This window comes from Devosia sp. LjRoot16 (genome assembly GCF_964252795.1).
Lineage (GTDB): Bacteria > Pseudomonadota > Alphaproteobacteria > Rhizobiales > Devosiaceae > Devosia_A.
The window spans coordinates 1,191,512-1,214,448 of the sequence record NZ_CAXUPH020000001.1; the positions used below are offsets into that span (position 1 = coordinate 1,191,512).

Annotated in this window: 19 protein-coding genes; 11 read left to right on the top strand and 8 right to left on the bottom strand. The window is 65.3% G+C overall.

From position 1 onward, the window contains the following. The first annotated feature begins 186 nt into the window (after positions 1-186). The 6 genes from ACSQ23_RS05580 to ACSQ23_RS05605 all read left to right on the top strand — a co-directional run bounded on the left by ACSQ23_RS05580 (position 187) and on the right by ACSQ23_RS05605 (position 7,078). Positions 187-2,052: an adenine deaminase gene (locus tag ACSQ23_RS05580; protein ID WP_436089995.1), complete on the top strand. Its 1,866-nt coding sequence runs from the start codon at positions 187-189 to the stop codon at positions 2,050-2,052. A 270-nt stretch (positions 2,053-2,322) separates the two neighbouring features. Further along, positions 2,323-3,339, top strand: a complete 1,017-nt coding sequence (locus tag ACSQ23_RS05585; RefSeq protein ID WP_082527818.1) for a LacI family DNA-binding transcriptional regulator — start codon at positions 2,323-2,325, stop codon at positions 3,337-3,339. Next, on the top strand, positions 3,336-4,085 hold the full coding sequence (locus tag ACSQ23_RS05590; RefSeq protein WP_436089996.1) for a glutamine amidotransferase: 750 nt from the start codon (positions 3,336-3,338) through the stop codon (positions 4,083-4,085). Before ACSQ23_RS05585 ends, ACSQ23_RS05590 begins: the two co-directional genes overlap by 4 nt. Continuing rightward, entirely contained in the window at positions 4,082-4,672 is a 591-nt protein-coding gene (locus tag ACSQ23_RS05595; protein WP_436089997.1) for an AAA family ATPase, read from the top strand. The genes ACSQ23_RS05590 and ACSQ23_RS05595 overlap by 4 nt, the downstream gene beginning before the upstream one ends. Before the next feature lie 115 nt (positions 4,673-4,787). After that, positions 4,788-5,720 carry a ribokinase gene (gene rbsK / locus ACSQ23_RS05600; RefSeq protein ID WP_436089998.1) on the top strand — a complete coding sequence of 311 codons (933 nt, stop codon included), beginning with the start codon at positions 4,788-4,790 and terminating at the stop codon, positions 5,718-5,720. A 107-nt stretch (positions 5,721-5,827) separates the two neighbouring features. After that, positions 5,828-7,078 (top strand): glycoside hydrolase family 27 protein, encoded by a 1,251-nt coding sequence (locus tag ACSQ23_RS05605; protein WP_436089999.1) that lies wholly within the window; start codon positions 5,828-5,830, stop codon positions 7,076-7,078. Between the two features lie 265 nt (positions 7,079-7,343). Here ACSQ23_RS05605 and ACSQ23_RS05610 read toward each other — a convergent pair whose 3' ends face one another. From ACSQ23_RS05610 to ACSQ23_RS05620, 3 genes are read right to left on the bottom strand one after another with little or no spacing between them, the layout of a single operon-like run. Further along, on the bottom strand, positions 7,344-8,339 hold the full coding sequence (locus ACSQ23_RS05610; protein WP_436090000.1) for an ABC transporter permease: 996 nt from the start codon (positions 8,337-8,339) through the stop codon (positions 7,344-7,346). Continuing rightward, on the bottom strand, positions 8,339-9,829 hold the full coding sequence (locus ACSQ23_RS05615) for a sugar ABC transporter ATP-binding protein (protein WP_436090001.1): 1,491 nt from the start codon (positions 9,827-9,829) through the stop codon (positions 8,339-8,341). Before ACSQ23_RS05615 ends, ACSQ23_RS05610 begins: the two co-directional genes overlap by 1 nt. A gap of 50 nt (positions 9,830-9,879) precedes the next feature. Further along, positions 9,880-10,848, bottom strand: coding sequence for a substrate-binding domain-containing protein (locus tag ACSQ23_RS05620; RefSeq protein ID WP_436090002.1), 969 nt, complete (start codon positions 10,846-10,848; stop codon positions 9,880-9,882). A 281-nt stretch (positions 10,849-11,129) separates the two neighbouring features. On the opposite strand from ACSQ23_RS05620, the gene ACSQ23_RS05625 reads away from it, so the two are divergent. Further along, positions 11,130-12,149 (top strand): GntR family transcriptional regulator, encoded by a 1,020-nt coding sequence (locus ACSQ23_RS05625; protein WP_436090003.1) that lies wholly within the window; start codon positions 11,130-11,132, stop codon positions 12,147-12,149. A 150-nt stretch (positions 12,150-12,299) separates the two neighbouring features. Further along, on the top strand, positions 12,300-13,208 hold the full coding sequence (locus ACSQ23_RS05630) for a glycosyltransferase family 2 protein (protein ID WP_436090004.1): 909 nt from the start codon (positions 12,300-12,302) through the stop codon (positions 13,206-13,208). Between the two features lie 46 nt (positions 13,209-13,254). On the opposite strand, the gene ACSQ23_RS05635 is transcribed toward ACSQ23_RS05630, so the two are convergent. From ACSQ23_RS05635 to ACSQ23_RS05650, 4 genes are all read right to left on the bottom strand, one after another. After that, complete coding sequence (locus ACSQ23_RS05635; RefSeq protein ID WP_436090005.1) at positions 13,255-14,499, bottom strand: MFS transporter; 1,245 nt, start codon at positions 14,497-14,499, stop codon at positions 13,255-13,257. 174 nt (positions 14,500-14,673) lie between these two features. After that, positions 14,674-15,015, bottom strand: coding sequence for a type II toxin-antitoxin system HicB family antitoxin (locus tag ACSQ23_RS05640; RefSeq protein WP_436090006.1), 342 nt, complete (start codon positions 15,013-15,015; stop codon positions 14,674-14,676). Then, on the bottom strand, positions 15,012-15,266 hold the full coding sequence (locus tag ACSQ23_RS05645) for a type II toxin-antitoxin system HicA family toxin (protein WP_436090007.1): 255 nt from the start codon (positions 15,264-15,266) through the stop codon (positions 15,012-15,014). Before ACSQ23_RS05645 ends, ACSQ23_RS05640 begins: the two co-directional genes overlap by 4 nt. A gap of 449 nt (positions 15,267-15,715) precedes the next feature. Next, positions 15,716-15,985 (bottom strand): hypothetical protein, encoded by a 270-nt coding sequence (locus ACSQ23_RS05650; RefSeq protein ID WP_436090008.1) that lies wholly within the window; start codon positions 15,983-15,985, stop codon positions 15,716-15,718. A gap of 395 nt (positions 15,986-16,380) precedes the next feature. Here ACSQ23_RS05650 and ACSQ23_RS05655 point away from each other — a divergent pair, with 395 nt between their 5' ends. After that, positions 16,381-19,368, top strand: a complete 2,988-nt coding sequence (locus tag ACSQ23_RS05655; RefSeq protein WP_436090009.1) for an AfsR/SARP family transcriptional regulator — start codon at positions 16,381-16,383, stop codon at positions 19,366-19,368. A gap of 151 nt (positions 19,369-19,519) precedes the next feature. On the opposite strand, the gene ACSQ23_RS05660 is transcribed toward ACSQ23_RS05655, so the two are convergent. Next, a complete protein-coding gene (locus ACSQ23_RS05660) occupies positions 19,520-20,509 on the bottom strand; it encodes an AraC family transcriptional regulator (RefSeq protein ID WP_436090010.1) in 990 nt (329 codons plus the stop codon). 76 nt (positions 20,510-20,585) lie between these two features. Here ACSQ23_RS05660 and ACSQ23_RS05665 point away from each other — a divergent pair, with 76 nt between their 5' ends. Then, complete coding sequence (locus ACSQ23_RS05665) at positions 20,586-21,647, top strand: SDR family oxidoreductase (protein WP_436090011.1); 1,062 nt, start codon at positions 20,586-20,588, stop codon at positions 21,645-21,647. A gap of 447 nt (positions 21,648-22,094) precedes the next feature. Beyond that, entirely contained in the window at positions 22,095-22,895 is an 801-nt protein-coding gene (locus ACSQ23_RS05670) for a class I SAM-dependent methyltransferase (RefSeq protein ID WP_436090012.1), read from the top strand. Positions 22,896-22,937 lie beyond the last annotated feature (42 nt).

Consider the following 22,937-nt stretch of genomic DNA (forward strand, 5'->3'; position numbering starts at 1 on the left):
CATGGCCTTCTCGCCTCAAATCGCTCCACTGGAGCGATTTGCCCTACGGGACGGCTCGAAGTCCGCCATGAAGGGGGAGGTGAAGAGTCGAGGCTGCGGCTCGATCGTGCCAAACACGCTGGCGGGGCACCTCCCCCTTCATGAGGGAGGATGGGAGGGGGCCGTCTCTATCAATAGGATATCTCTATGACCTCCCTCCCCGACGACCTCCTCATCACCGCCGCCGACGAAGTCAAAATCCGGCAGGACCTGCTGCTGGTGGCGTTGGGCAAGCGCCCGGCCGACCGCTCGGTGCGGGTCGGCAAGCTCCTCGACGTCCATTCGCGCACCTGGATGCACGACCAGGAGATCGTCATGCGCGGCAAGCGCATCGCCTGGGTCGGGCCGACGGGCGAGTACCAGGGGCAGGTCAAGGAGCGTTTCCACGAGCCGAAGCTCGCCGCAGTGCCCGGCTTCGGCGAGGTGCACAAGCATATCGAGAGCTCGCACCTGACGCCGGAATGGGAAGCGGCCTTGGTGATGCCGCGCGGCAATACCTGGACCTGCGAGGCGAGCCACGAATTCTCCAATGTCGATGGCCCGCACAACCTCGAATTCTGGCTGACGGCGCGGCAAGCGGGCTCGCCGCTGAAGGTTTTCCCGCAGCCCGGCTCGGCCGTGCCGCCCACAGCGTACGAGTGGGGCGGTGGGTATTTCGGCCATGACGAGCAGGCAAAGTTTATGGCCGCCAGCCCGATGGTCACCGGGCTCGACGAGGTGATGGACTGGCCGGCGGTGTGGAACCCGGAAAACCCCTCGCACCAACGGCTATGGGGGATGATCGAGGCGACTTTCGCGGCGCGTGGCGTGGTCGAAGGCCACGGCGCGGGCCTCCGCACGCTCGGCGAAATCAACGCCTTCGCCGCGGCCGGCCTCGCCTCCGACCATGAGATGATGACGGCCGACGAGGCCTGGGACAAGCTCAGGCACGGCCTGTTCATCGAGATCCGCATCCACTCGATGACCGAGATCGTCACCGGGCTGCTGCAGAAGGGACTGGTCGACTGGAGCCAGGTCGCCTTCGCCACCGACGACCGCAGCGCCACGCTGACGCTCGAGACCGGCGCCACCGACCACAATATCCGCACCGCCATCGCCGCGGGCCTGCCGGCCGAGATCGCCATCCAGTGCGCGACGATCAACCCGGCGCGGCACATGCGACTCACGCCCTGGGTCGGCTCGATCTCGCCTGGGCGGTTCGCCGACATGGTGCTGCTCGGCGATGTCTCGTCGCTGAAGATCGCCAAGGTCTGGGCCGATGGGGCGCAGATTTCGGAAGGCACGAAGTTCATCGGCAAGGTGCCGGATATCGCCTGGCCGGAATGGGCAACGCGAACCATCAATATCCAGCGCGAGATCACCGCCGGGGACTTTGCCATCAAGGCGGCGCCGGGGCGGAAGACCATGCAGTCGGCGGTGATCCGACCGTTCCACTGGCATCCGGAGTTCTACACCATGGAGCTGCCGGTCGTGGACGGCGAGGTGCAGCGGCTCGAAAGCGAGAACCTCACCAAGTTCGCCATCGTCGATCGCTTCTCCGGTGAGGGGAAAGTGGCGAAGATGTTCTGGCGCGGCTGCGGCCCCCGCGATCCGGACACCGCCGTCGCCTGCTCGGTGGCGCACGACAAACACAATATCTGGACCTGTGGTTCATCGGACGCCGCCATGGCGCTGGCGGTCAACACGCTGCGGGAGACACAGGGCGGCTGGGCGCTGGTGCACAAGGGCAAGGTCACGGCAACGGTGCGGTTCGAGATCGGCGGGCTGATGAGTAAGCGCCCGGCAGCAGAGCTCGACGCCGACATGCAGGCTCTCTACCGCGCCGCAGAAGCGGTCGACTGGATGTACGAGCCGACCTTCCGGCCGCGCTGGAACCCGGGCTTTCCGGAACGGCTGATGTTCGCGACGCTCACCTGCGCGCCCTGGACCTGGGTGCTGGTGGCGCCCTCGCCGCTGGCGCCGGACGGCTTCGTCAACGTCTCGACCGGCGAGGTGCATCCGGTGGTTTGGTAGTCCGGCGTCCACCGGCCGCGAGCTCCCCTCCCCCTTGAGGGGAGGGGTGGGGGTGGGGGTGGGGGTCCATCGGTGATCACCGCCCCACCCCCTCCCTCAATCCCTCCCCTCCTAGCGGACGCGTAGCGCCGCGGGGGGAGGGAGGCGATCACACCGTCCTTCGGCGAAAGCGGAGATGGCAGAGGACAACAAACGCAGGGAATCCGGTTACGAAACCGCTTTACTAAAGCGTTTGCATCGATCTAGCTTACCTGTGCGAGTGGGGGTGCAATGGCAACAATCCATGATGTGGCGCAGGATGCCGGGGTGTCGCCGACAACGGTGTCCCGGTACTTGAACAATCGTATCGAGTTGCCGCCCTCGACGGCGGGGCGGATCGATGCGGCGATCGCCAAGCTCGACTACCGGCCGAACCTCCTCGCCAAACGCCTCTCCACCGGCAAGACCGAGGCGGTCGGCCTGGTGACGCCGGAAATCCGTGAGCCGTTCTTCGCCGAGCTCGCCTCAGCCTTCGAGGACGAGGCGGACCGGCACGGCTACACCGTGTTCATGAGCTCGACCCGCTCGGACCGCGACCGCGAGATCGCCTCGCTGGAGCGGCTGCACGACCGCCATATCGATGGCCTGGTGATGATGACCAACACCCCCGATGATGGGACGCTCGCCAACCTGATCGGCAAGCGGAAGAACGTCGTCATCGTCGACGAGGACATCCCGGGCGTCAGCGTGCCGCGGCTGTTCGTCGAGAACACCGAGGGGGCGCATACGGCGACCCGCCACCTGATCGAAGCCGGCCACCGGCGCATCGCCTATCTCGGCGGCCCGCATGGCCTGTTGACGGTGACCGAGCGGCGCGAGGGGTTTCTGCTGGCGATGAACGAGGCCGGCATCGCGGTGCGGCCGGAATATGTCGCGATGGGCAGCTTCGCACCGGAACTGGCGCGCGCCGCGACGCGAAAGTTCCTCGAGCTGCCGCTGCCGCCGACCGCTATTTTTGCCTCTTCCGATTACCTCGCCATCGGCGCCGTGATGGGGCTCAAGGAGGCCGGGGTGAGCGTCCCCGACGACATCTCGCTGATCGGCTTCGACGACATGCCGTTCGGCGCGCTGCTGACGCCGCCGCTGACCGCCATCCGTCAGCCGGTCGAGCAGCTCGGCCGCCAGGGCTTTTTGACGTTGCTGGCGTTGCTCAACGGCGAGGCGCCGCCGCTGCTGACGCGGCTGCCGGTCGAACTCATTGTGCGCCAGTCGGTCGGCGCACCCACTCAGAAGGACTTTACAGCGTGAGCAAGCGCGTACTGATTGCCGGGGAATCCTGGGTCACCCATTCGATCCACACCAAGGGTTTCGACAGCTTCACCACCACCGAATACAACGAGGGCGTCCGCTGGCTGAAGGCGGCGCTCGAGGGCGGCGGTTGGGAGGTGACGTTCCTCCCCAACCACCTCGCCGCCCGCGATTTCCCGCAGACCGCCGAGGCGCTCGCCGCCTATGACGTGGTGATGCTGTCGGACATCGGCGCCAACACGCTGCTGCTCCACCCCGACACGTTCGTGCGCTCGGTACCGCTGCCCAACCGGCTGACCGCCATCAAGGACTACGTGCTCAATGGCGGGGGCCTCGTGATGATCGGCGGCTACCTGACCTTCCAGGGCATCGACGCCAAGGGGCAATATGCCGGCACGGCGATCGAAGAGGTGCTGCCGGTGACGCTTTCCCGTCATGACGACCGCCGGGAGAACCCGCAGGGCGTCGTCGCCCATGTCGGCGACCCCGGCCATCCGATCACCAAGGGGATTGCGGGCGAGTGGCCGGCGCTGCTCGGCTATAACGAAGTGGCGGCCAAGCCCGATGCCGAAGTGCTGGTGCGGGTCGGCGGCGATCCGCTGATCGCGGTGGCCGAGTTCGGCAAAGGCCGCTCCGCCGTGTTCACCTCCGATTGCGGGCCGCACTGGGCCCCGCCGCCCTTCGTCGACTGGGCCGGCTATGCGCCCTTGTGGAACAACATCGCCAACTGGGTGAGCGGCAAATGACCGATGCGACCAAGGTCAAGCAGGCGCCCGACCCGTGGCAGCGCACCACCACCGAAAACGGCTTTCCCGCCGACGAGGTGATTTCGGCGCTGCAGAAATCCATCCGCCGCGGCCTCACTGAGAATGCCGTGCTGCTCGGCTGGGAGATGTACCTCACCAGCCCCGAGCTCGAGCAGAAGCTGTGGGATCGGCTGGCGGTGATATCCGTCGAAGATGTCGGCTTCGGCAACCTCGATGCGCCGGTGCTGGTCGATACGCTCTATCGCACCCACCAGCGCTTCGACCGGCCGACGCATGACCGGTTTCTGTTCGCGGCGCACGCCATCCGCGTGCTCGCCTCGGGCAAGAAGGACCGCACCACCGACGACATGGTCAACTGGGCCAAGCACGCCATGGCTTTCGGCGAACGCCTGCCGGAGATTCCGGATTTCGCCGTCGACATGCATACCGGCCGCGGCGAGGCGATGGGGCGGGACTACCTTTACTTCATGACCGAAGCCAGCAAGGTTTCCCCCGAGATCGAGAACAAGGACCAGACCTATCGCGACTGGATCCTTGCGGCGTTGAAGGCGGGCAAGCTCAGCTAGGGCGGTCCGTTATGAGTATCAGGTGGGAGGAGATGCATTGCGCTCTCCCCATCCTCGGTGTCATCCCAGCGAGTTCTGGGCAACGGTGCGGCACAGCACTGGATAGGGAGGAATCATGCGCGCACCTGTTGCAGTGCTCGGGATTTTCGTGGCGGATCTGGCGTTCCGGGCGCCGCGGCTGCCGCTGATGGGCGAGACCATTCTCGGCCAGGGTTTCAAGGACGGGCCGGGCGGCAAGGGCTCGAACCAGGCGATCGCCGCGGCGCGGGCCGGCGGCGACGCGCGGATGATCACCCGGATCGGCCGCGACACCTTTGGCGACATGGCGCAGAAGGCCTGGGCGGCCGACGGCATCGACATTTCGGCGGTGGCGATTGACGACCAGCTGCCCACCGGCGCGGCCTTCATCTTCGTTTCCACCGAGACCGGCAATAACGCCATCATCGTCGAGAGCGGCGCGGCGGCAAAGCTGTCGCCGGCCGACGTGGCGGCGGCCGAGAGCGTGATCCGCGGCAGCAAGGTGCTGATCACCCAGTTCGAGCAACCGGTCGAAACGGCGATCGCCGGGCTGTCGCTGGCCCGCCAGCACGGGGTGATCACCATCCTCAACCCGGCCCCGGCGCTGCCGGTGGACGACGCGATCTACGCGCTCTGCGACTATGTCACGCCGAACGAAACCGAGGCGGCAACGCTGACCGGATTGCGGGTCGAGACCGAAGCCGATGCGCTGGCCGCTGCCAGGGAGTTCGTCCGCCGCGGCGCGAAGAATGCGCTGATCACCCTGGGCGAGAAGGGCGCACTGCTCCATGGCGAAGCCGGCACGCACATGGTGCCGGCCTTCAAGGTGGAGAAGGTGGTCGAGACCACCGGCGCCGGCGACGCCTTCAATGGCGGCTTCGCCGTGGCGCTGGCCGAGGGCCAATCGCCGGTCGATGCCATCCGCTTCGGCTGCGCCACCGCCGGCCTCTCAGTGCAGAAACCCGGCACCGCACCGTCGATGCCTGTTCGAGCCGAGATCGAGGCGATGCTGGCAGGCGCGGGCTCCTGAAATCGGGCAAATGCTTTCGGGTTCGCCCGGTCGGCGGTGGCGACGCTTGACGTCGCAGCCGGCTGGGGGTTGGCGTCGCGGTCTCAGTAACTGGATCGACGCCAACCATGACCATTCTCGCCCCGACCCCGCCGATGGGCTGGAACAGCTGGAACAGCTTTGCCACCACGATCACCGAGGCGCAGGCGCTCGAGACCGCAGCGATCATGGCCGAGAAGCTGCTGCCCTTCGGCTATAACGTCTTCACCGTCGACATCCAGTGGTACGAGCCGGAAGCCCGGAGCTACAACTACAACACCAAGCCGGTGCCGACGATGGACGGGTTTGGGCGGGTCACGCCGGCGCTGAACCGCTTCCCCTCGGCTGCCAACGGGGTTGGCTTCGCCGAGCTGGCGCGGCAGGTGCATGGGCTGGGACTGCAATTCGGCATCCACATCATGCGCGGCATCCCGCGGCTGGCGGTCGAGCAGAACCTGCCCGTCCTCGGCACAACGGTGCGAGCCGCCGATATCGCCGACACCTCCAGCATCTGCAGCTGGAACCCCGACATGTACGGCGTCGATATGCAGAAGCCCGGGGCGCAGGCCTATTATGACAGCATATTTGCGCTCTACGCCGAGTGGGGCGTCGACTTCATCAAGATGGACGACATGAGCCGTCCCTACGATGCGCACGCTGCCGAGATCGAGGCGGCGCACGATGCCATCGTGAAGACCGGCCGGCCGATGGTGCTATCGCTGTCGCCGGGCGAGACGCCGGTGATCCGGGCCGAACATGTGCGCGAGTACGCGCAGCTGTGGCGGATCAGTGATGATTTCTGGGACGAGTGGGCGATGCTCGAGGCGCAGTTCGTGCGGCTGGAGAACTGGAACCCGTGGCGCCGCCCCGGCGCCTGGCCGGATGCCGATATGCTGCCGCTCGGCCGGCTGGCGCTCGGCGACCGCGACACGCGCTTCACCCCCGCAGAGCAGCGGACGGTGATGACGCTCTGGGCCATTGCCCGCTCGCCGCTGATCATGGGCGGCGACCTGCGCCACCTCGATGCCCCAACCCTGGCGTTGCTGACCAACCGCGAGGTGCTGGCGGTCAACCAGTCGAGCACCGACAACCAGCCGCATTTCGTCATGGACGGTACCCGGGTGTGGACGGCGCGGGCTACGAACGGCGATGCCTATCTGGCGCTGTTCAACACCGGCAAGGCGGAGCGCGAGGTCGGCTTCAAACTTGCGCCACTTGGCATCGACAGCGCCGAGGTAACGGACCTGTGGACGGGGCGGCCGCTCGGCCGGCACGCCGGCAGCTTCGTCGCGACGTTGCCGAGCCATGGCGCCGGGTTGTATCGGCTGAGGGCATCCTAGGCTGTCACAGGTGCTTCCTGGGGATTGCCGCTGCTTTGATGCAGGCCCTTCGGCGAACTTGCCACCAAACAGCGCCCCGAACTCGGTGTCATCCCTGCGAAAGCAGGAACCCAACTCGCCACAGCGCAAGCGGATAGATGGGTCCCAGCTTTCGCTGGGATGACAGCCGGTGGGTGGGCACGACCATAACTACAACAGTAACCTGGCGCATATGGGCCTGCGCCAGGATGACATCGGAACCTTGGGTGCCGCTGGTGGCAGACACTCAGCGCTTGATGCCGCGCTCCAGCACCTGGTTGAGCAGCACGGCGGCGAGGATGGTGGCGCCGGAGACGACGAGTCGCCAATACTCGGAGACGTTCATCAGCACCATGCCGTTGTTGATGCAGCCGAGGAACAACACGCCCAGCAGGGTGCCCCAGATACGGCCCTTGCCACCGAAGAGGCTGGTGCCGCCGATGATCACCGCCGCGATGACGTTGAGCTCCATGCCGGTGGCAGCAGTGCCGTTGCCCGAGCCGATCTGGCTGGCGATCAGCATGCCGCTGAGCGCCGTAAGGCCGCCGGTAATGGCGAGGGCCAAAGTCTTGGTACCGTAGACGTCAATCCCTGACAGACGCGAGGCCTCGGCATTGCCGCCGACGGCGTAAACGGCGCGGCCGAAGCTCGTATATTTCATCAGCACATGCATGGCAGCGAACACCGCCAGAAAGAAGAACACCGGGGTCGGCGCGCCACCGACATTGCCGGCGCCGAAGAAGTTGAAGCCCTTGGGAAAGCTGGTGATCGGAAAGCCGCCCGAGATGAGGTTGGCGATGCCGCGCAGCCCCGCCAGCATGGCCAGCGTGGTGATGAAGCTCGGCACGTTGAACCATTGCCGCATCTTGCCGGTGAACACCCCGCAGCCGATGCCGACGGCGATGGCAGCCAGCGCGCCGATAGCGACCGCCGGCCAGGGGCCGATGCTGTCGGTGAGAGCGCCGCAGGTCCAGCCGAGGATGCAGCCGGCCAGCGCCGCACCGGCGCCGACCGAGAGATCGATCTCGCCGGCAATGATCACCGCGGTCATGCCGAAGGCGATGATCCCCAGCATCGAGACGGCGCGCAGCACATTGAGCAGGTTTGGCAGGCTGGCAAAGCCCGGCGCGGCGACGACCAGCACGAGGATCAGGGCGACGAGGATCAGCTCCATGACGAAGTAGCGCAGCATGGTGAGGCTGAGGCCGCCTCGCGGCGTGGTACGTTCGGCGTCGGCGCTCATCAGGGATGTCCCTCCATGCAGAGCTGGTAGAGTTCGGTAAGGTTGGTGGTCTCGGGCGTCACTTCGGCGACGAGGCGACCGTGATTCAGCACGAGGATGCGGTCTGCGACATCGAGCAGTTCCTCGAGTTCGCTGGACACAAAGATCGAAGAGAGGCCCGCGTCGGCCTCAGCCCACATGATCTCGAAGATCTGCTGCTTGGCCTGGAGATCGACGCCGCGGCTCGGCTCATCGAAGAACATTACCCTGGGCGCAGTGTTGAGCCAGTTGCCGATCACCACCTTCTGCTGGTTGCCGCCCGAGAGGGTCGACACCGGCAGCCGCGGATCGGCCACCTTGATGCCGAGATTGCGGATCTGGCGGGTGACCGACGGGGTTTCGCGGGCGCGATTGGTGAAACCGGCGCGGGCAATGCGATCGAGGCTGGCGAGGATCAGGTTGTCGTGGATGGCGGTCATCTGCACCAGCCCGACTTCCTTGCGGTTTTCGGGGGTATAGCCGAGCCCCAGCGCCTTCATGCGCTTAGGGGTCGGCCGCTCGACACGCTGGCCGGCAAAGCTGATCTCGCCACCCTCGAGCGGATCGGCGCCGAAGATGGCGCGCAGCACCTCGGTGCGACCGGCGCCGAGCAGGCCGGCCATCCCCAGCACTTCGCCGGGATAGAGCTCGAACGAGATGTCGGTGAAAGCCGGGGCCCGGCTGAGGTGACGAACCGAAAGGACCGGCGCCGCGCGATTGACCGCCCGGCGGGCGGGGCGCGAGGCTTTCGCCACGTCGCCGAACATCATCTCGACGATCTTGGCTGGCGTCGCATCTGATATCTCGATGGTGCCGACATAGTGGCCGTCGCGGACCACGGTGCAGGTATCGGCCAGCTCGAACAGCTCGTTCATCCGGTGGGTGATGTAGATCACCGTCACGCCGCGCGCCTTGAGCCGGCGCACCAGATCGAACAGGTGCTGGACCTCGCGCGCCGCCAGCGCCGAGGTCGGCTCATCGAGGATCAGCACCGATGGGGCAAAGCTCATCGCCTTGACGATTTCGACCATCTGCTGCTGGCCGAGGCTCAGGGTCTCGACCAGCCGGCGCGGTTCGATCTCGAGCTCCATTTCGGTGAGCAGCGCCGCCGCCCGCTTGTGCAGCTCGGCCCAATCGACGAAGCGGCCACGCTTGGGCAGCCGACCCAGAAAGATGTTCTCGCCCACCGACAGCGAGGGCACCAGTGACAGCTCCTGGTGCACGGTGACGATGCCGGCGGCAAAGGCTTCAGAGGGTGTTGCAAAGCTCACCTCGTGGCCATTCACCGACATCGTGCCGGAGGTCGGCTGCACCGCGCCGGCGAGGATTTTGATGGCGGTGGATTTGCCGGAACCGTTGCGCCCCATCAGAGCATGCACGCGGCCGGGCGCAAAGGCATGCGAGAAATGCGACAGCGCCAGCGTGCCGTCATAGGCCTTGCTGACGTCGCGGAATTCGATGGCGCCGCGCATCTGAAGCTCCCGAAAAGAGCCGCCGGCGCCGAAGCACCGGCGGCGACGTCTTACTGCTTCACGCTCGCCGCATAGGCTTTGACCGCCTCGAGGTCGTAGCGGGAAAGCGCCAGCGGCGGGATGTCGTAGGCCTTTTCGGTGGCCTCGCCCTTGGCGGCGGCGAGCGCCACGTCGGTGGCTTTCTTGCCCATCTCGAAGGGCTGCTGCGCCGTGGTGGCGATCAGCACATTGTCTTCATCGAGCAGGAACCCGGCCAGCTGCTCCGAGCCATCGGTGCCGAACACGAACACCTTGCCCTGGAGGCCCGCAGCGCGCACCGCCTGCACGGCGCCGACGGTGCCGCCTTCGTTGGCGGCATAGATCACCTGCAGCCCGGGATTGGCGGTGAGGATGTCGGTGGCGACGGTCACGGCATTCTCGGCGAGCCAGGCATCCTGCGTCGCGACGATGTCGAGTTCGGCGCCGGCCTTGGCCTTTTCGAGGAAGCCATTGGTGCGGTCGTCACTCATCTGCTGCAGCTGCGAGCGGAAGCCGAGCAGCGCCACCTTGGCCTTGCCGCCGAAAGTCTCGGTGATGAAGCGGGCCGCCGCCTCGCCGGTGAAGCGGCCGATATCGAGCTGGCTGGTGCCGATATCGGCGACCTGGAAATCGGAATTGATCGAGGTGCCGTAGAGCACCACTTTGACGCCGGCGTCACGGGCGCGCTCCAGCGCCGGGATCGAGGCATCGCCATTGAGCGGGGCGAGGACGATCGCCTTGGCGCCGCGGGCGATGAAGGTGTCGACCAGCTCGGCTTCCTTTTCGAGCTTGTTCTCGGAATTGCCCTGCAACAGCGTCGCGCCGCCATCCTTGGCGCTCTGCTCCATGCCGAGCTGGATGCCGCGGAAGAACTGATCCTGCTGGAAGATCATGCCGCCGATCACCGTCTCCTGCGCCAAGGCGCCGCCAGCATAAAGGCCAGCGCCGGACAAAAGGGTAGCGAGGCCGGCCGAGGCCAGCACCAAACGTGCGAACTTCATCGAAACTCTCCTCCGGCGTCCGGGGGAACGCCATGTCACGGCCGGCAAGGCGGCCGCCTCCCTCGTCGCTTCCTCCAGCGACGGCAACACTCTTGCAAATCGCTGCGACGAGAGTCAATGCATATTGCATGCAGAGTGCGTCACGATAGAATGGTGCGCGCGAAGCAATGCAGCGCGCTGCCCAAAGCGCGATGGTGGGCGGGGATCGGCGACTTATGGATATCGCAAGCAGTTGCCGGAAATATGCGATCTTCAGCGCCGACTGACAGAGGGGCACCCAAATGGTAGAACGACGCCCGATGTCGCCCAAGCCCGAAGCGCCGCTGTACCAGACCATCTATACGGTGCTCCGTGAGCACCTCGAAGCGGGGGCGTTTCCGGCCGGGCTGGTGCTCGGCGAGGCCAATGTGGCGCGGGCCTTCAAGGCGAGCCGCATCCCGGCCGCCGCCGCGCTGAAGCGGCTGAGCGACGAAGGGCTGATCGGCAGTTTTGCCGGACGCGGCTTCATTGCCCGCGGCGGCGAGACGGCGCCAAAACCGCTGCGGCTCGAGCTCAGCGAAGCGGGCCTGGTGCTGCCCGCGGCGCTGGAGGCCGACGGCTCGCCGCGCAATATCGGGCTGAAGATTTATCCCGAGGTCGAGCACGCCGTAGCCGCCAGCCTCGCCTATGGCCGGTTCATGCTGAACGAATCGGCGCTGGCCGAGCATTACGGGGTCAGCCGGACCATCGCGCACGAAGTGCTGACCCGGCTGGCCCGCACCGGCATTATCGTCCAGGAGGCCAACCAGCGCTGGTATGCCGGGCCGCTGACCGCCGAATCGATCCGCGAGCATTACGAGATGCGCTGGATCCTCGAGCCGGTAGCGCTGCGCCAGGCGTTTCCGAAATTCACCGAGGCGGAGCTGACCGCCCGCCGCGACCGGGTGATGCGGGCGCAGGGTGGCGATCGCGGCATCATGGAGCTCGAGGGGATCGAGCAGGACCTGCACATCGACACCGTAGCACGCTGCAATAACCGGCAGCTGCTGCAGGCGGTGCAGCGCAGCCAGCTGCTGCTGATCGCCACGCACGCCACCTTCCGCAGCCACCGCACCGGCACCGAAATCTCCACCATGCTGGAGGAGCACCGGAACATCTACGACCTGCTGCTCGACGGCGATCTCGACAGCGCCTGCCGCATGCTGGAGACGCATCTCCACCGCTCGATGCACCCCAATATCGAGATGATCGCCCGGCTCGGCCCGATGCCGGAGGCGGCGCGGCTGCCCTACCTGACGCCGGTGGACCGCGGCGCAAGCTGAGGCAAGCCGCATTGGATGTATCGTCCAGTAACGGATGTCGCGGTAAGCGGCCCGACGCCCCCGGACATTTGCACCCCAGCATCGTGGACAGAATCAGCGACTGCTGGTCCACATCTGGCACAATAGTACCGCCCGGACGCCTCGCCTTCGATGATCAACCAACAGGCATACATCTACGACCGGAGCCTCAGGGGGACCTCGAGTCGAGTCACGCCCGACCGCCTGATTGCCACCACGGGCAGCACGACGGGGCCGCTGGTTTCATGCCTTATGGTAACGCGGGGCGATGTTGCCCGGGTCCGCGCCTCGATCGGCTATTTCAGGAGGCAGACTTATCGTAACAAAGAGCTGATCGTCGTCTGCGGCACGACGACTGCCGCGCTGCAGCATCTCGTCGAGCAGAGCGGAGCCGATGTGCGTCTCGTCCCCGCTGACCGGCAACTGTCGCTCGGACTGCTCAGAAACGTCAGCGTAGATCAGGCGCGGGGCGAGATCGTCTGCGTGTGGGACGATGACGATATCTATGGTGTCCATCGCCTTGAGCGTGGCGTCGGGGCGCTGCTGCAGGCCAGGGCCGATGCCGTCTTCCTGCGGCAACTATGCCTGTGGTCGCCCCACGAGAGGCTGCTGAGACTGTCGAATACGCGCGTCTGGGAGGGCTCGATGATCGCCTTCAAGAACGTGCTGCCCCGCTATCCGGATGCTGCCCGGGGTGAAGATACGGCGCTGGTCGAGGCAATGCTCCAGGCGCGCTCGTTGGCGCTGATGGATGACCCGCTATCCTACTGTTACTGCATCCACGGCCAGAACACCTCCGGCGCGCCACTCTTCCAGGGCATTTTCAACGATGCGAGTCTCAAGTTCAGCTATGGCAGGGCGCTCGCGGCGTTCTCGGCGCTCCTCGCGTTTGACGAGCACCCGGCTTTCGGCGAGCCGGACCGCAAGCTGCTCGCCGAGAACGCCGGCGATGTCGGCCAGTTGCGGCGACTGGAGACCTATGTGGGCGTCAACCAGTTCCTGCGGCGCCTGCGCTACCGCTTCAAACGCCGTGCGGCATAGCGGCCGGCCGTGCTCGTGGGCCGATGAAGCCCGCCTCACCGCAGCGCTAGGCCGACGCGTCGGTCGGCATCGAAGCGCCGCGAAAACGGGAGAACAGCAGCACCGTCCCGGTCCCCAGCATCGTCGCTCCGGCAATGGCCAGCGCCGTGCGGTCGCCGAACTGCAGGGCCAACCAGCCGCCGAACGGGGCGGCCAGTGCGATGAGGCCCCAGTTGATCGAACGGATGGTGGTGTTCATTCGCCCCCGCAACCGCGAGGGCGTCACGGCGTTGCGGAAACTCATCTCGAGCGGGCCGCGCAAGCCGAAGCCGACGCCGTAAACGAGCTGCGCCGCGATGAGCGCATAGAGCGCGAGCCCCGATTGTGGCGCTGCCGCCACCAGCAGCCACCCCGCCCCGGTCAGGTAATCGCAGAAGAGGATGGCCTTGCCAGTCCCGAGCACCCTCGCCGCCCACTCCGCCAATCCGGCCCCCAGCATGCCGGCCAACCCCGCCACTCCCAGGGTCAATCCGACGGCGCCGGCATCGAGCCCGAGCTTGGTCGCATGGAAGATGTAGACCGTGCCGGCGATCGCATTGGCGATGAACCAGGCATGGAGGCAAAGCGCGTAGGGTGCGAGGAAGGGGTGCCGGTAGACCCAGGCAATCCCCTCCCTGAGATCGGCGCCGACCGAAGCTGGCGCCCGCTGCTCGGATGGCTGCGGATCCGGAACGCCGGCGAGCAGCACTGCCGAGGCGGCGTAGGTGAAAGCGTTGATCAGCATGGTGACCGGGGCCCCGACCACCCCCGCCAGCAGGCCGGCGAGCAAGGGCCCCAGCGTCTGCGCGGCGGTGTAGGTCTGGGTCATGACCACGCTCCCCGAGGCCAGGAGGTTCGGCGGCAACAGGTCGGCGGTGAACGACTGATGCGCCCCGCCCTGCAGCACCGCCGCGGTGCCGAGCAGGAACACCAGCACCGCCAGCCCCAGTGGCGAGAGCGCCCCCAGGATGCCGAGCCCGGCGATCGCCAGCAGCAAAAGGCAACTTGCAATATCGGTGGCGATCAGCAGCTTCCTGCGCCGCACCCGATCGACGATCACCCCCGCCGCCAGGCCGAACAGCAGCGAGGGCAGCCACTGCGCCGACCGGACCCAGCCGATCTCCAGCTGATCGGCGTCGAGGGCGTGGATCAGCAACAGTTGCAGCGACAGACCGAAAATGAACGTCCCGAACGTCGACAGCCCGTCCGCAAGCCACAGGCGCACGAAGCCGGGATAGCGCAGCAACTGACCAAATGAGGACCGCTCAACCATAAGGCGCCTGTCTCACGTACGCCTGGCCACCGTGTCGCATTCATCGTGATCGCCGCAAGGGGGTGTCTCCGGCGGGCAAAGCGGACGCCTTCGCACGCAGAGTCAGAGGTCGTGCCACGCCGTCAATTCTACATCGTGGAGACGGCGTGGCACGGTTGAGCCGGCCCAGCTAGATCACATTAAGACCCTGGACGCAGCCTCCGCCAAAACTTCCTCGCTCCACTGGTTCAGGCTCTTGCCCGACAACTCAGCGGCGATCGAAACTCTCGCGTGAACCGTGGCGTCCACGCGAAGCATCATGTTGCCCGAGAACGGCTTCTGCGGGTCTTTCCCAACCTTCGCGCAGGTCTCCAAATAGTCGTCCACCGCCTCATGGAACGCTTTGGTCAGATCAGCGACCGTATCCGCGTGAAAGCCGACCACGTCGCGGATGCCGGCAACGTGGCCGACGAACAACCCATCCTCCGCATCGAACTCCACTCGCGCGCTATAGCCCTTGTGGCTCATTGCCTTCATGGCTTCACTCCAATCTGCGTTAAGAACTCCCGCGCGTCCTTCACTTGATACCGCTTCGCTTCCTTTTCGGGGTGCGGGCGGTGAAAGCTGGCCACGTGGGTCTTGAACACGAAGCGGACGCGAGACCCGTTGCCTTCGACAACCTCGCAGCCGACTGCCACCAGCAGGCTTTCGATAGCAGCCCACTCGATAGTCCCCGAAACCGGGTCCGTGAAAATTGCTGCCAGCGTCTTGCGCTGCTTGCCGTTCATGCAATCAGAATATGCAAGCACGACGGGAAATACAATGAGAACGATTGCAAAAAATGCAATCACCTCATCTGCAATATGAGATCGGAAATGAAGGGCTGGTAGACAGCATTTTGGTTCAACTCTCGGGCTGTTGCCCGGCCGCTGACCAGATCTCGTTCATCCCTTATGAGGGAGGGAACGAGCCGGAGCCTGCCCCCAGGGTTGAGCGACATCGACCGTTCGGGCGGCGCCGAGGTCGGAGCGACCGTCGCCACGCCGACCCAGAGGTCGCGCAGTAATCACCTTTCAATGGTGCGTTGCGTCCGGTTGTGCGCGTGAGTCGTAGCGCCGTAACGCTCGCCTCACGGCCTGCGACATAGCCTGAAACTCGGCCAGGTCCCTGTTGCGCCGGGCCTGCAGCCGGCCGCTTGAAGCCACCCAAGCGCCGGCTGCGTCACCAAAGCGCTCCCCTATCGCGACGGTGCCGGGACGGCAAACGGCGTTGCGACCGATCCATCGTGATAGAGCAGCACGCGCTCTTCATCGCCGTCGGGGGTGAGATACGAAACCTCCGCGAAGATGTTTTCCGGCTCACCTAACAGGTAGAGCCTGGTCCGCATCACCCTTTCGGCCGCCGCTATGGGGTGGGCGGCAATGGCCCGCACCGGTTTGTCGAAAGCAATTCCGCCACGCCCACCGATATATCGCGCCACCTGGAAGGCGAACTGAACATCACCCATCTATGCCTCCCCGCGAACGCAGGATTGCTGTGCGATAGCCTTGGGTACCGTGCACACGCGGCCAGAATTGAAACTCATGGTGCCTACCTCCTTCCGTCGCGACAGTTGGCCAGGGACGATGAGGCAGATCCGCTGATACGCGCATGCGCTGCACCGTTCCCGGCGAGGCCTGGAAAGACTCTGACCAAGCCAGGATAGTCGCGTCGCGAGCTGTGGCCCGCCAGCGGCGCAAGCAATGCCACTCTTCAGGCTTCACGCCAGAACGGCATCGGGCATTAAAGGTATGGCTCAGACGTAATGGCCACGTGATCCCGGCATGCGAGTAACGTGATTTGCTCGTGATTTTCTGTCTGCTACGGTTCACCTAGTCGATAGAACAGTGAGCGAAACGGGCCGTGACCTCGCCCCATCTGTATCTCAACCTCCTGGGCCCGTTCGAAGCACGGTTGCAAGACGGAGGCGTGGTCGAGCTCAGGCTCAAGACGGCGCGTCTCATACTGGCATGGCTGGCGCTCCGTCCAAGGCAAAGCGGCAGCCGCGAAGAGATTGCGGCTTTGCTGTGGAGCGAGCGAAGCGAGGCCCAGGCGCACCAGAGCCTGCGCCAGACCCTGGCCGTGCTTCGGCGGTCCCTCAATGCAGAGGCCAGCGAGGTGCTCAAGGTCGACCGTGAGAAGCTGAGCTTTGCCTCGGGCATGGTGCAGTCCGACGTCGCATTGCTTGAGGTCGAGGCCGATAGCCCCGTTGCGGACCTGGAGCAGGCGGTGGCTCAGTACAAGGGGGAATTCCTCGAGGGATTGAACGTTCGCGATCCTCTTGGCCAGCAATGGCTCGAGGCCCGGCGCGCCGAACTCCGGGCGATCGCGACCAAACGCTTCGAATGGCTGCTTGGTGCCTACGAACGGACGGCACGCCACAAGGATGCCGAACCCATCGCCTCCCGCCTGGTCGAGATCGACCCGCTCGCCGAACCGGGGCATCGCGCCTTGATCCGGGCGCACCTCGCCGCAGGTGAGCGGGCCCTCGCCGTTCGGCAATACCAGCGTTGTCGCGATATCCTCTTGCGCGAACTGTCCGTCGAGCCGGCCGCCGAGACGAAGGCATTGCTGCGGCTGGCGGCCGACCCGGCGCCATACCACCTGGATGCCGCGCCGACGGTGCGAGACCAGTCCCTCGGCCGGACGCAACAAACGCATAACCTGCCGCGTCAGATGACCTCGCTGGTCGGTCGCGACGGCGAGGTGGAGGAGGTTCTCGCCCGCCTCCGCCGATACCGGCTGGTGACGCTCACCGGACCGGGTGGCGCGGGTAAGACCCGCATGGCCGTTGAAACCGGCTTCCGGCTCGCCGGGGGATATGCGGACGGGGTTTGGCTGGTCGAACTGGCTTCGATTGCCGATCCACAATTGGTTGGAGAAGCGCTGTGTGGTGCGTTGGGGGTGCCCGTGGCCGGCGATCGGCCAGCCATCGAGAGCGCAATCGCCCATTTGCAGCAGCGAGACGTGCTGCTCATTCTCGACAACTGCGAGCACCTGGTCACAGCCTCGGCAAGGCTCGTCGAGATGCTGCTGGGCGCCTGCCCGTCGGTTTCGATCCTCGTGACCAGCCGCGAGAGCCTGGCGGTTTCCGGTGAGAGCCAATATCGGGTGCCGAGCCTCGCCTATCCGGCCCGCTCGGAGGCAATAAGCCCGGCTGTCGCGGTCGCTCACAGCGCCGTGCAATTGTTCGTCGATCGCGCCGCCGCCATGATCGACGGGTTCGTGCTTGATGAGGGCAATGCGCCCGCTATCGCCAGCATCTGCAAACAGGTCGACGGCATCCCCCTGGCCATCGAGCTGGCGGTCGGGCGTCTCAAGATGATGGGTCCCGATTGGCTGGCCAGCAATCTCGGCGCGTCGTTCATGACGCTGCGTCGGTCGACGAGGGCCGGCCCGCGACATCACCAGACGCTGCGCGCCATGCTCGACTGGAGCTACGATCTGCTGCAGGCCGAAGAACAGGCGCTGCTGCGCCGGCTTGCGGTTTTCGCCGGCGGCTGCTCGCTGGCATCGGCGATGCGGGTCGCCAGCGGCGAGCCGATAGCCGAGGATGAGGTGTTCGACCTGTTATCCTCGCTGGTGGAAAAGTCGCTGGTGGCAGTGGATCTGACGGAGGCCGAGCCGCGTTATCGGCTGCTCGAGACGACGCGCAGATATGCCCTGGAGAAGCAAGGCGAGACTGGCGAGCCGGGTCGGCAGCGAGAGCTCGCGGCCTATCTGATTGATCGATTTACCGAGGCCCGGGAGACCTGGCCCAGGACGCCGACCGTCACCTGGTTGGGTCGATATGAACCGGAACTCGACAATGTGCGTGCCTCGCTCGAATGGGCCTTTGGAGCTGAAGGCGAGGCCAAGCTCGGTGTTCAGCTTGCCGCGCTAAGCATCCGGCTCTGGGATGAGCTTTCGCTGTTCCGGGAACGCGAGCGCTGGAGCGAGGCGGCGATGCTCCAGATCGACAAAGCTACCCCGCCCGAAATCGCCGCGCGCCTCTATCTGTCGAGGACATCCAACAGCGCGCACGGCGATCATTCCGGCTTTTCCTTTGCCGATCAGGCGGTGCAGCTGTTCCGGTCCGCCGGCCGCGATCTCGAGCTCGGCGAAGCCCTGGCCCGCGCCGGGGCCGCGCTGCTGACCATGGAGACAATCGGACAAGCGCTGCCGTATCTGGAGGATGCCCTGAAGGTGCTTGAGCCGCTTGGCCCCACTAAGCCATTGTCGAGTTGCCTCCGCTCGAAAGGCGTGGCGGCATATCTGGGTGGTGACGTCGCGGCGGCTCGAACCTTGATCGGCAGATCCATGGCCGTGTGCAGGAGCGTCGGCGATTCCCGTGGTGTCGCAAGCGCGCAGATCGCGCTCGCAGAAATGGACTTCATTGCCGGCGACGTGGCGAATGCCATCGATGGGATCCGACGCATGCTCGGCGGCCCGGACCACAACCGCCGGCAGGCGACCCTGGGCCTCAGCAACCTCGCCTCATACCTGCTGTCGGATGGCAAGACGGAACTGGCGCGCCAGGCGGCAAGCGAGAGCTTGCGAGAGGCGAGAGCGCTCGGCTGGCCGGCAGCAATCGTTCGTGCCGGGGAACACCTGGCACTGGTGGCCGCCCTCGAAGGAGAAGCGGAGCTCGCCGCCCGGCTGCTGGGGTTTACCGAGGCCTTCTATGCCAAAGGCAGCGCCAGCCGGGAGTGGACCGAACAGGTCACCCACCAACGCCTGGTGGCCGAACTGTCCAAACGGCTACCGCCGCCACGCCTGAACGCAGCTATGCAGGAAGGCGCCGGCTGGGGCGAGCAACAGGCGATAGAGGCAGCGGTCATCGTGGGCCAGGGGTCGCGTGCGGAGAGTTAGGCGGGCCGGACACTGGGCTCTTCATCGGCGCTTACAACCAAGCTCCTGCGCGCCCAGCAGAGCGGACAGTCACCAGAGTCCGCTTCTGGCCCCAAGCGGTCGTTGGCGCGCCAGCGCGTCGACCCCCAGGGTGGGCCTGGCTGGCTCCGGATTATGTCCAGCCGAGGCCAACTTCGGCGGCCGGAGGATCGAGCGACGACGAAGCGGACGGCTGGTCCGATCGCCGGAAGGTCTTTGGCGACCTCCCAGTGACGCGCTTAAAGGCGTTGCTGAATGCACTCTCCGACGCATAACCCAGCCTCTGCGCTATGCTGGCCATCGGGGTGGCCGTTTCGCGCAGGGCCTGCTCGGCCAGGCGCATACGCCAGTCAGTAAGATAGGTTAGGGGCGGAACGCCGGCGGTTTCCCTGAAATGAGAGGCGAACGTCGTTCTGGACATGCCGCAAGCGCGGGCAAGCTCCTCGAGACCCCACGGACGATCGGGCGACCCGTGCATTAGTCGAAGGGCAGGAGCTATCCGCGCATCAGCGAGGGCGCGTAGCCATCCGGCGGCCATTGGGCCTCCCGATTTCAGATGCGCTCGCAGAATATGGATGAAGAGCAGCTGGGTGAGCTGCGTCGAGGCAAGCTGTCCGCCGGGTCTAGCGTCGGCGCGCTCGATGACCAGCTGCGAGAACAATGCCCGGAAAGCAACGGCCTCGGGGGATGTCGCTCGGATGTGGATCCAAGCCGGAAGAACATTCCTCACGAGCGATGCTTGCGCCGGATCGAATAGCACGTGCCCACCGAAATGCTCGAACGCGCTGCCGTCGCCAATCACGGCAGTGGTGCGACCGGCACCGGAGAAGAGTGTCACTGCGTCCACAGGTGTCACGCTCGGTGCGCTGCTCAGGACGAATGGACGCTGCTCAGCAAGCAGTCCTACGTCGCCCGTCTCGAATTTGACTGCCTCGCCTCTGTCTTCGACGCGGGCCCAGCACTCCCCTCTAACGACACCAAAGAACTTGACTTTGTCGCGCGCCGGAAAGCGGATTGCCCAAGGACCGCCCGCGGTGAAGCCGCCGGTTACTGTAGGTTCCGCTTTGATCAGTCTCAAAACGTCGGAAAGGGGATCGATCTCCATTTCCGTACTATCGCGCATGAATAGCGCACTTTCAATTATTCAACGTACGGTAGCGCGGCATTATTTTGCTCCTCATGGAAAACGGAGCCGACAAATGAACGAACTCGTCCTGGTCACCGGCGGCACTGGCTTTATTGCCCAGCACTGCATGCTGTCCCTCTTGGCGGCGGGCTACCGCATCAAGACGACGGTGCGCGACCTCTCACGGGATGAAGAAGTCCGCCGCAACCTGAAGACCGGCGGCGCCGAACCCGGCGAGCGGCTCTCGTTTGTGCACGCCGACCTCGCCTCGGATGAGGGCTGGAACGAGGCCACACGAGACTGCACCTATGTGTTCCACGGCGCCTCGCCCACCCCGTCCGGCAACCACCAGACAGAAGACGACTGGGTGCGGCCGGCCGTTGACGGCAACCTGCGGGTACTTCGCGCAGCGCGCGCCGCCAACGTGAAGCGTGTGGTTCTCACCTCCGCGTTCGGTGCGATCGGCCTCGGCTACAAAACCCTCGACCGCCCCTTCGTCGAAACCGACTGGAGCGATCTCAGCGGCAACGTCGCACCCTACCAAAAATCGAAGACGCTCGCAGAGCGTGCCTCATGGGATTTTATCGCAGCGGAAGGGCAAGGAATGCAGCTCGCGGCGGTGAATCCCACCATGGTGCTCGGTCCGGCTCTGGGGCCGGACTATTCTCACTCAATCCGGACCATCAAGGAGATGATGGACGGACAGCCGGGCTATCCCAGGATCAAGAGCTGTGTCGTCGATGTGCGTGATGTGGCGGACCTTCATCTGCGGGCTATGACCGATCCGGCGGCAAACGGCGAACGCTTCCTAGCAACCTCGGGCGACAGCCTCTTTCTGGCCGAGATCGCGAAGATCCTGAAAGAGAACATGGGAGCAGCAGGCGCCAAAATTTCTACGAACCAGATCCCCGACGTGGTCATCAAGACCATGGCCCTCACCAATGCAGCAATGAAGGGCCTGGTGCCGCTCCTCGGTGTCAAACTGGACGCGAGCGGGGAAAAGGCGCAGCGCCTTCTGGGTTGGAAACCGCGCGCGCCGAAAGAAGCCATCCTAGCGACCGGCGAGAGTCTCGTCCGGCTGGGCCTTGTCGGTTCACAATACAGCCGCGGCACCGGGGTCGCAGCGGGACGCTAGGGTCATTGAGCCAGGGGCGGCCAGCCGGCTGTTGGCAGCCCTTCGAGCGCTTCACCGGCGTCCAGATTGACTAACTTCGAAGAGCGCGCCTTGCCTTTTCGAAGGCGAGACCGTCCGCACCCCTCGCCCCGCGCCTGCCTTAGGTGGAGCGACGGCAGTATGTGACCCTGTCGTCACTAGGTCCGCTTCTGGCGCGGAGCAGACCCGTATCCCGCCGATTTCACCAGTCGATGGCCGTTTGAATAATGGTCTACAACCTTAACACGTCACCGCCGCCCGCATGTAAAGTATGGTGCAAGCATTTCCGGGCTTCTCGCGCGTTCGATCCGGGCGTTCCGGCGTACACAACCGTGCTGATTTCGGCGCGCCGGACCATCGCGTCTTGGCGCGCTGGGCCTCGTGTTCTAGGTTGTCCAACTCGTTCCAGGCCATTCCGGGAGTGCTAAGATGGCGTCCACATTCACCGTGCACGAGGCGTCCGGGTATGAGCAACTCATGGGGCGATGGAGTCGCAAGCTGGCACCCGCATTCGTCGAGTTTGCGGGGCTCGCTGCCGGCGAGAAGCTGCTCGACGTCGGGTGTGGTACGGGCAGCCTGACATTTGAACTCGCCACACGAAGCGAGCCCGTCGAGATCCGAGCCATCGACTACGCTCCGGCATTCGTCGAGGCCGCGCGGCAGGCTAATACCGATCCGCGGGTCACGATCGAACAGGCGGACGCTACTGCATTGCCCTTTGGGGATCGGACATTTGATCGTGCGATGGCGATGCTGGTATTGCACTTTGTCCCGGATACGCCGCTGGCAATCAGAGAAATGCGCCGAGTCGTCAGGCCAGGCGGCGTCGTGGCGGCGGTGGTGTGGGACCATCTGGGTGGCATGTCCGGGATGCGTATGATCGTGGACACCATCGCAATGCTGTCGGAAGGTGGGCGCCAGCTTCGCAACCGCTATGTCTTCCAGCCAATGATGCAGCCTGGCGAAATGAAACGAGCCTTCGTCGACCAAGGACTGGACAACGTGGCGGAGGAACAGCTGATGGTCCGCATGGACTACCGCGACTTCAATGACCTGTGGGCGCCCATAGCTGCCGGCGAAGGACCGCTTGGCAAGTTTGTTGGCCAACTCGAAGCAGAGGAGCTCAATAGAGCAACCGCCGCAGTTCGAGATGCATACGAAAGCGGGAGACCTGACGGCCCGCGTTCGTTCGCCAGTTTGGCGTGGGCCTGCCGCGGGATTGTTCCGTAACCGGCGGCACTTCGGCGGTCCCACCCTCGATCGCGCGACACG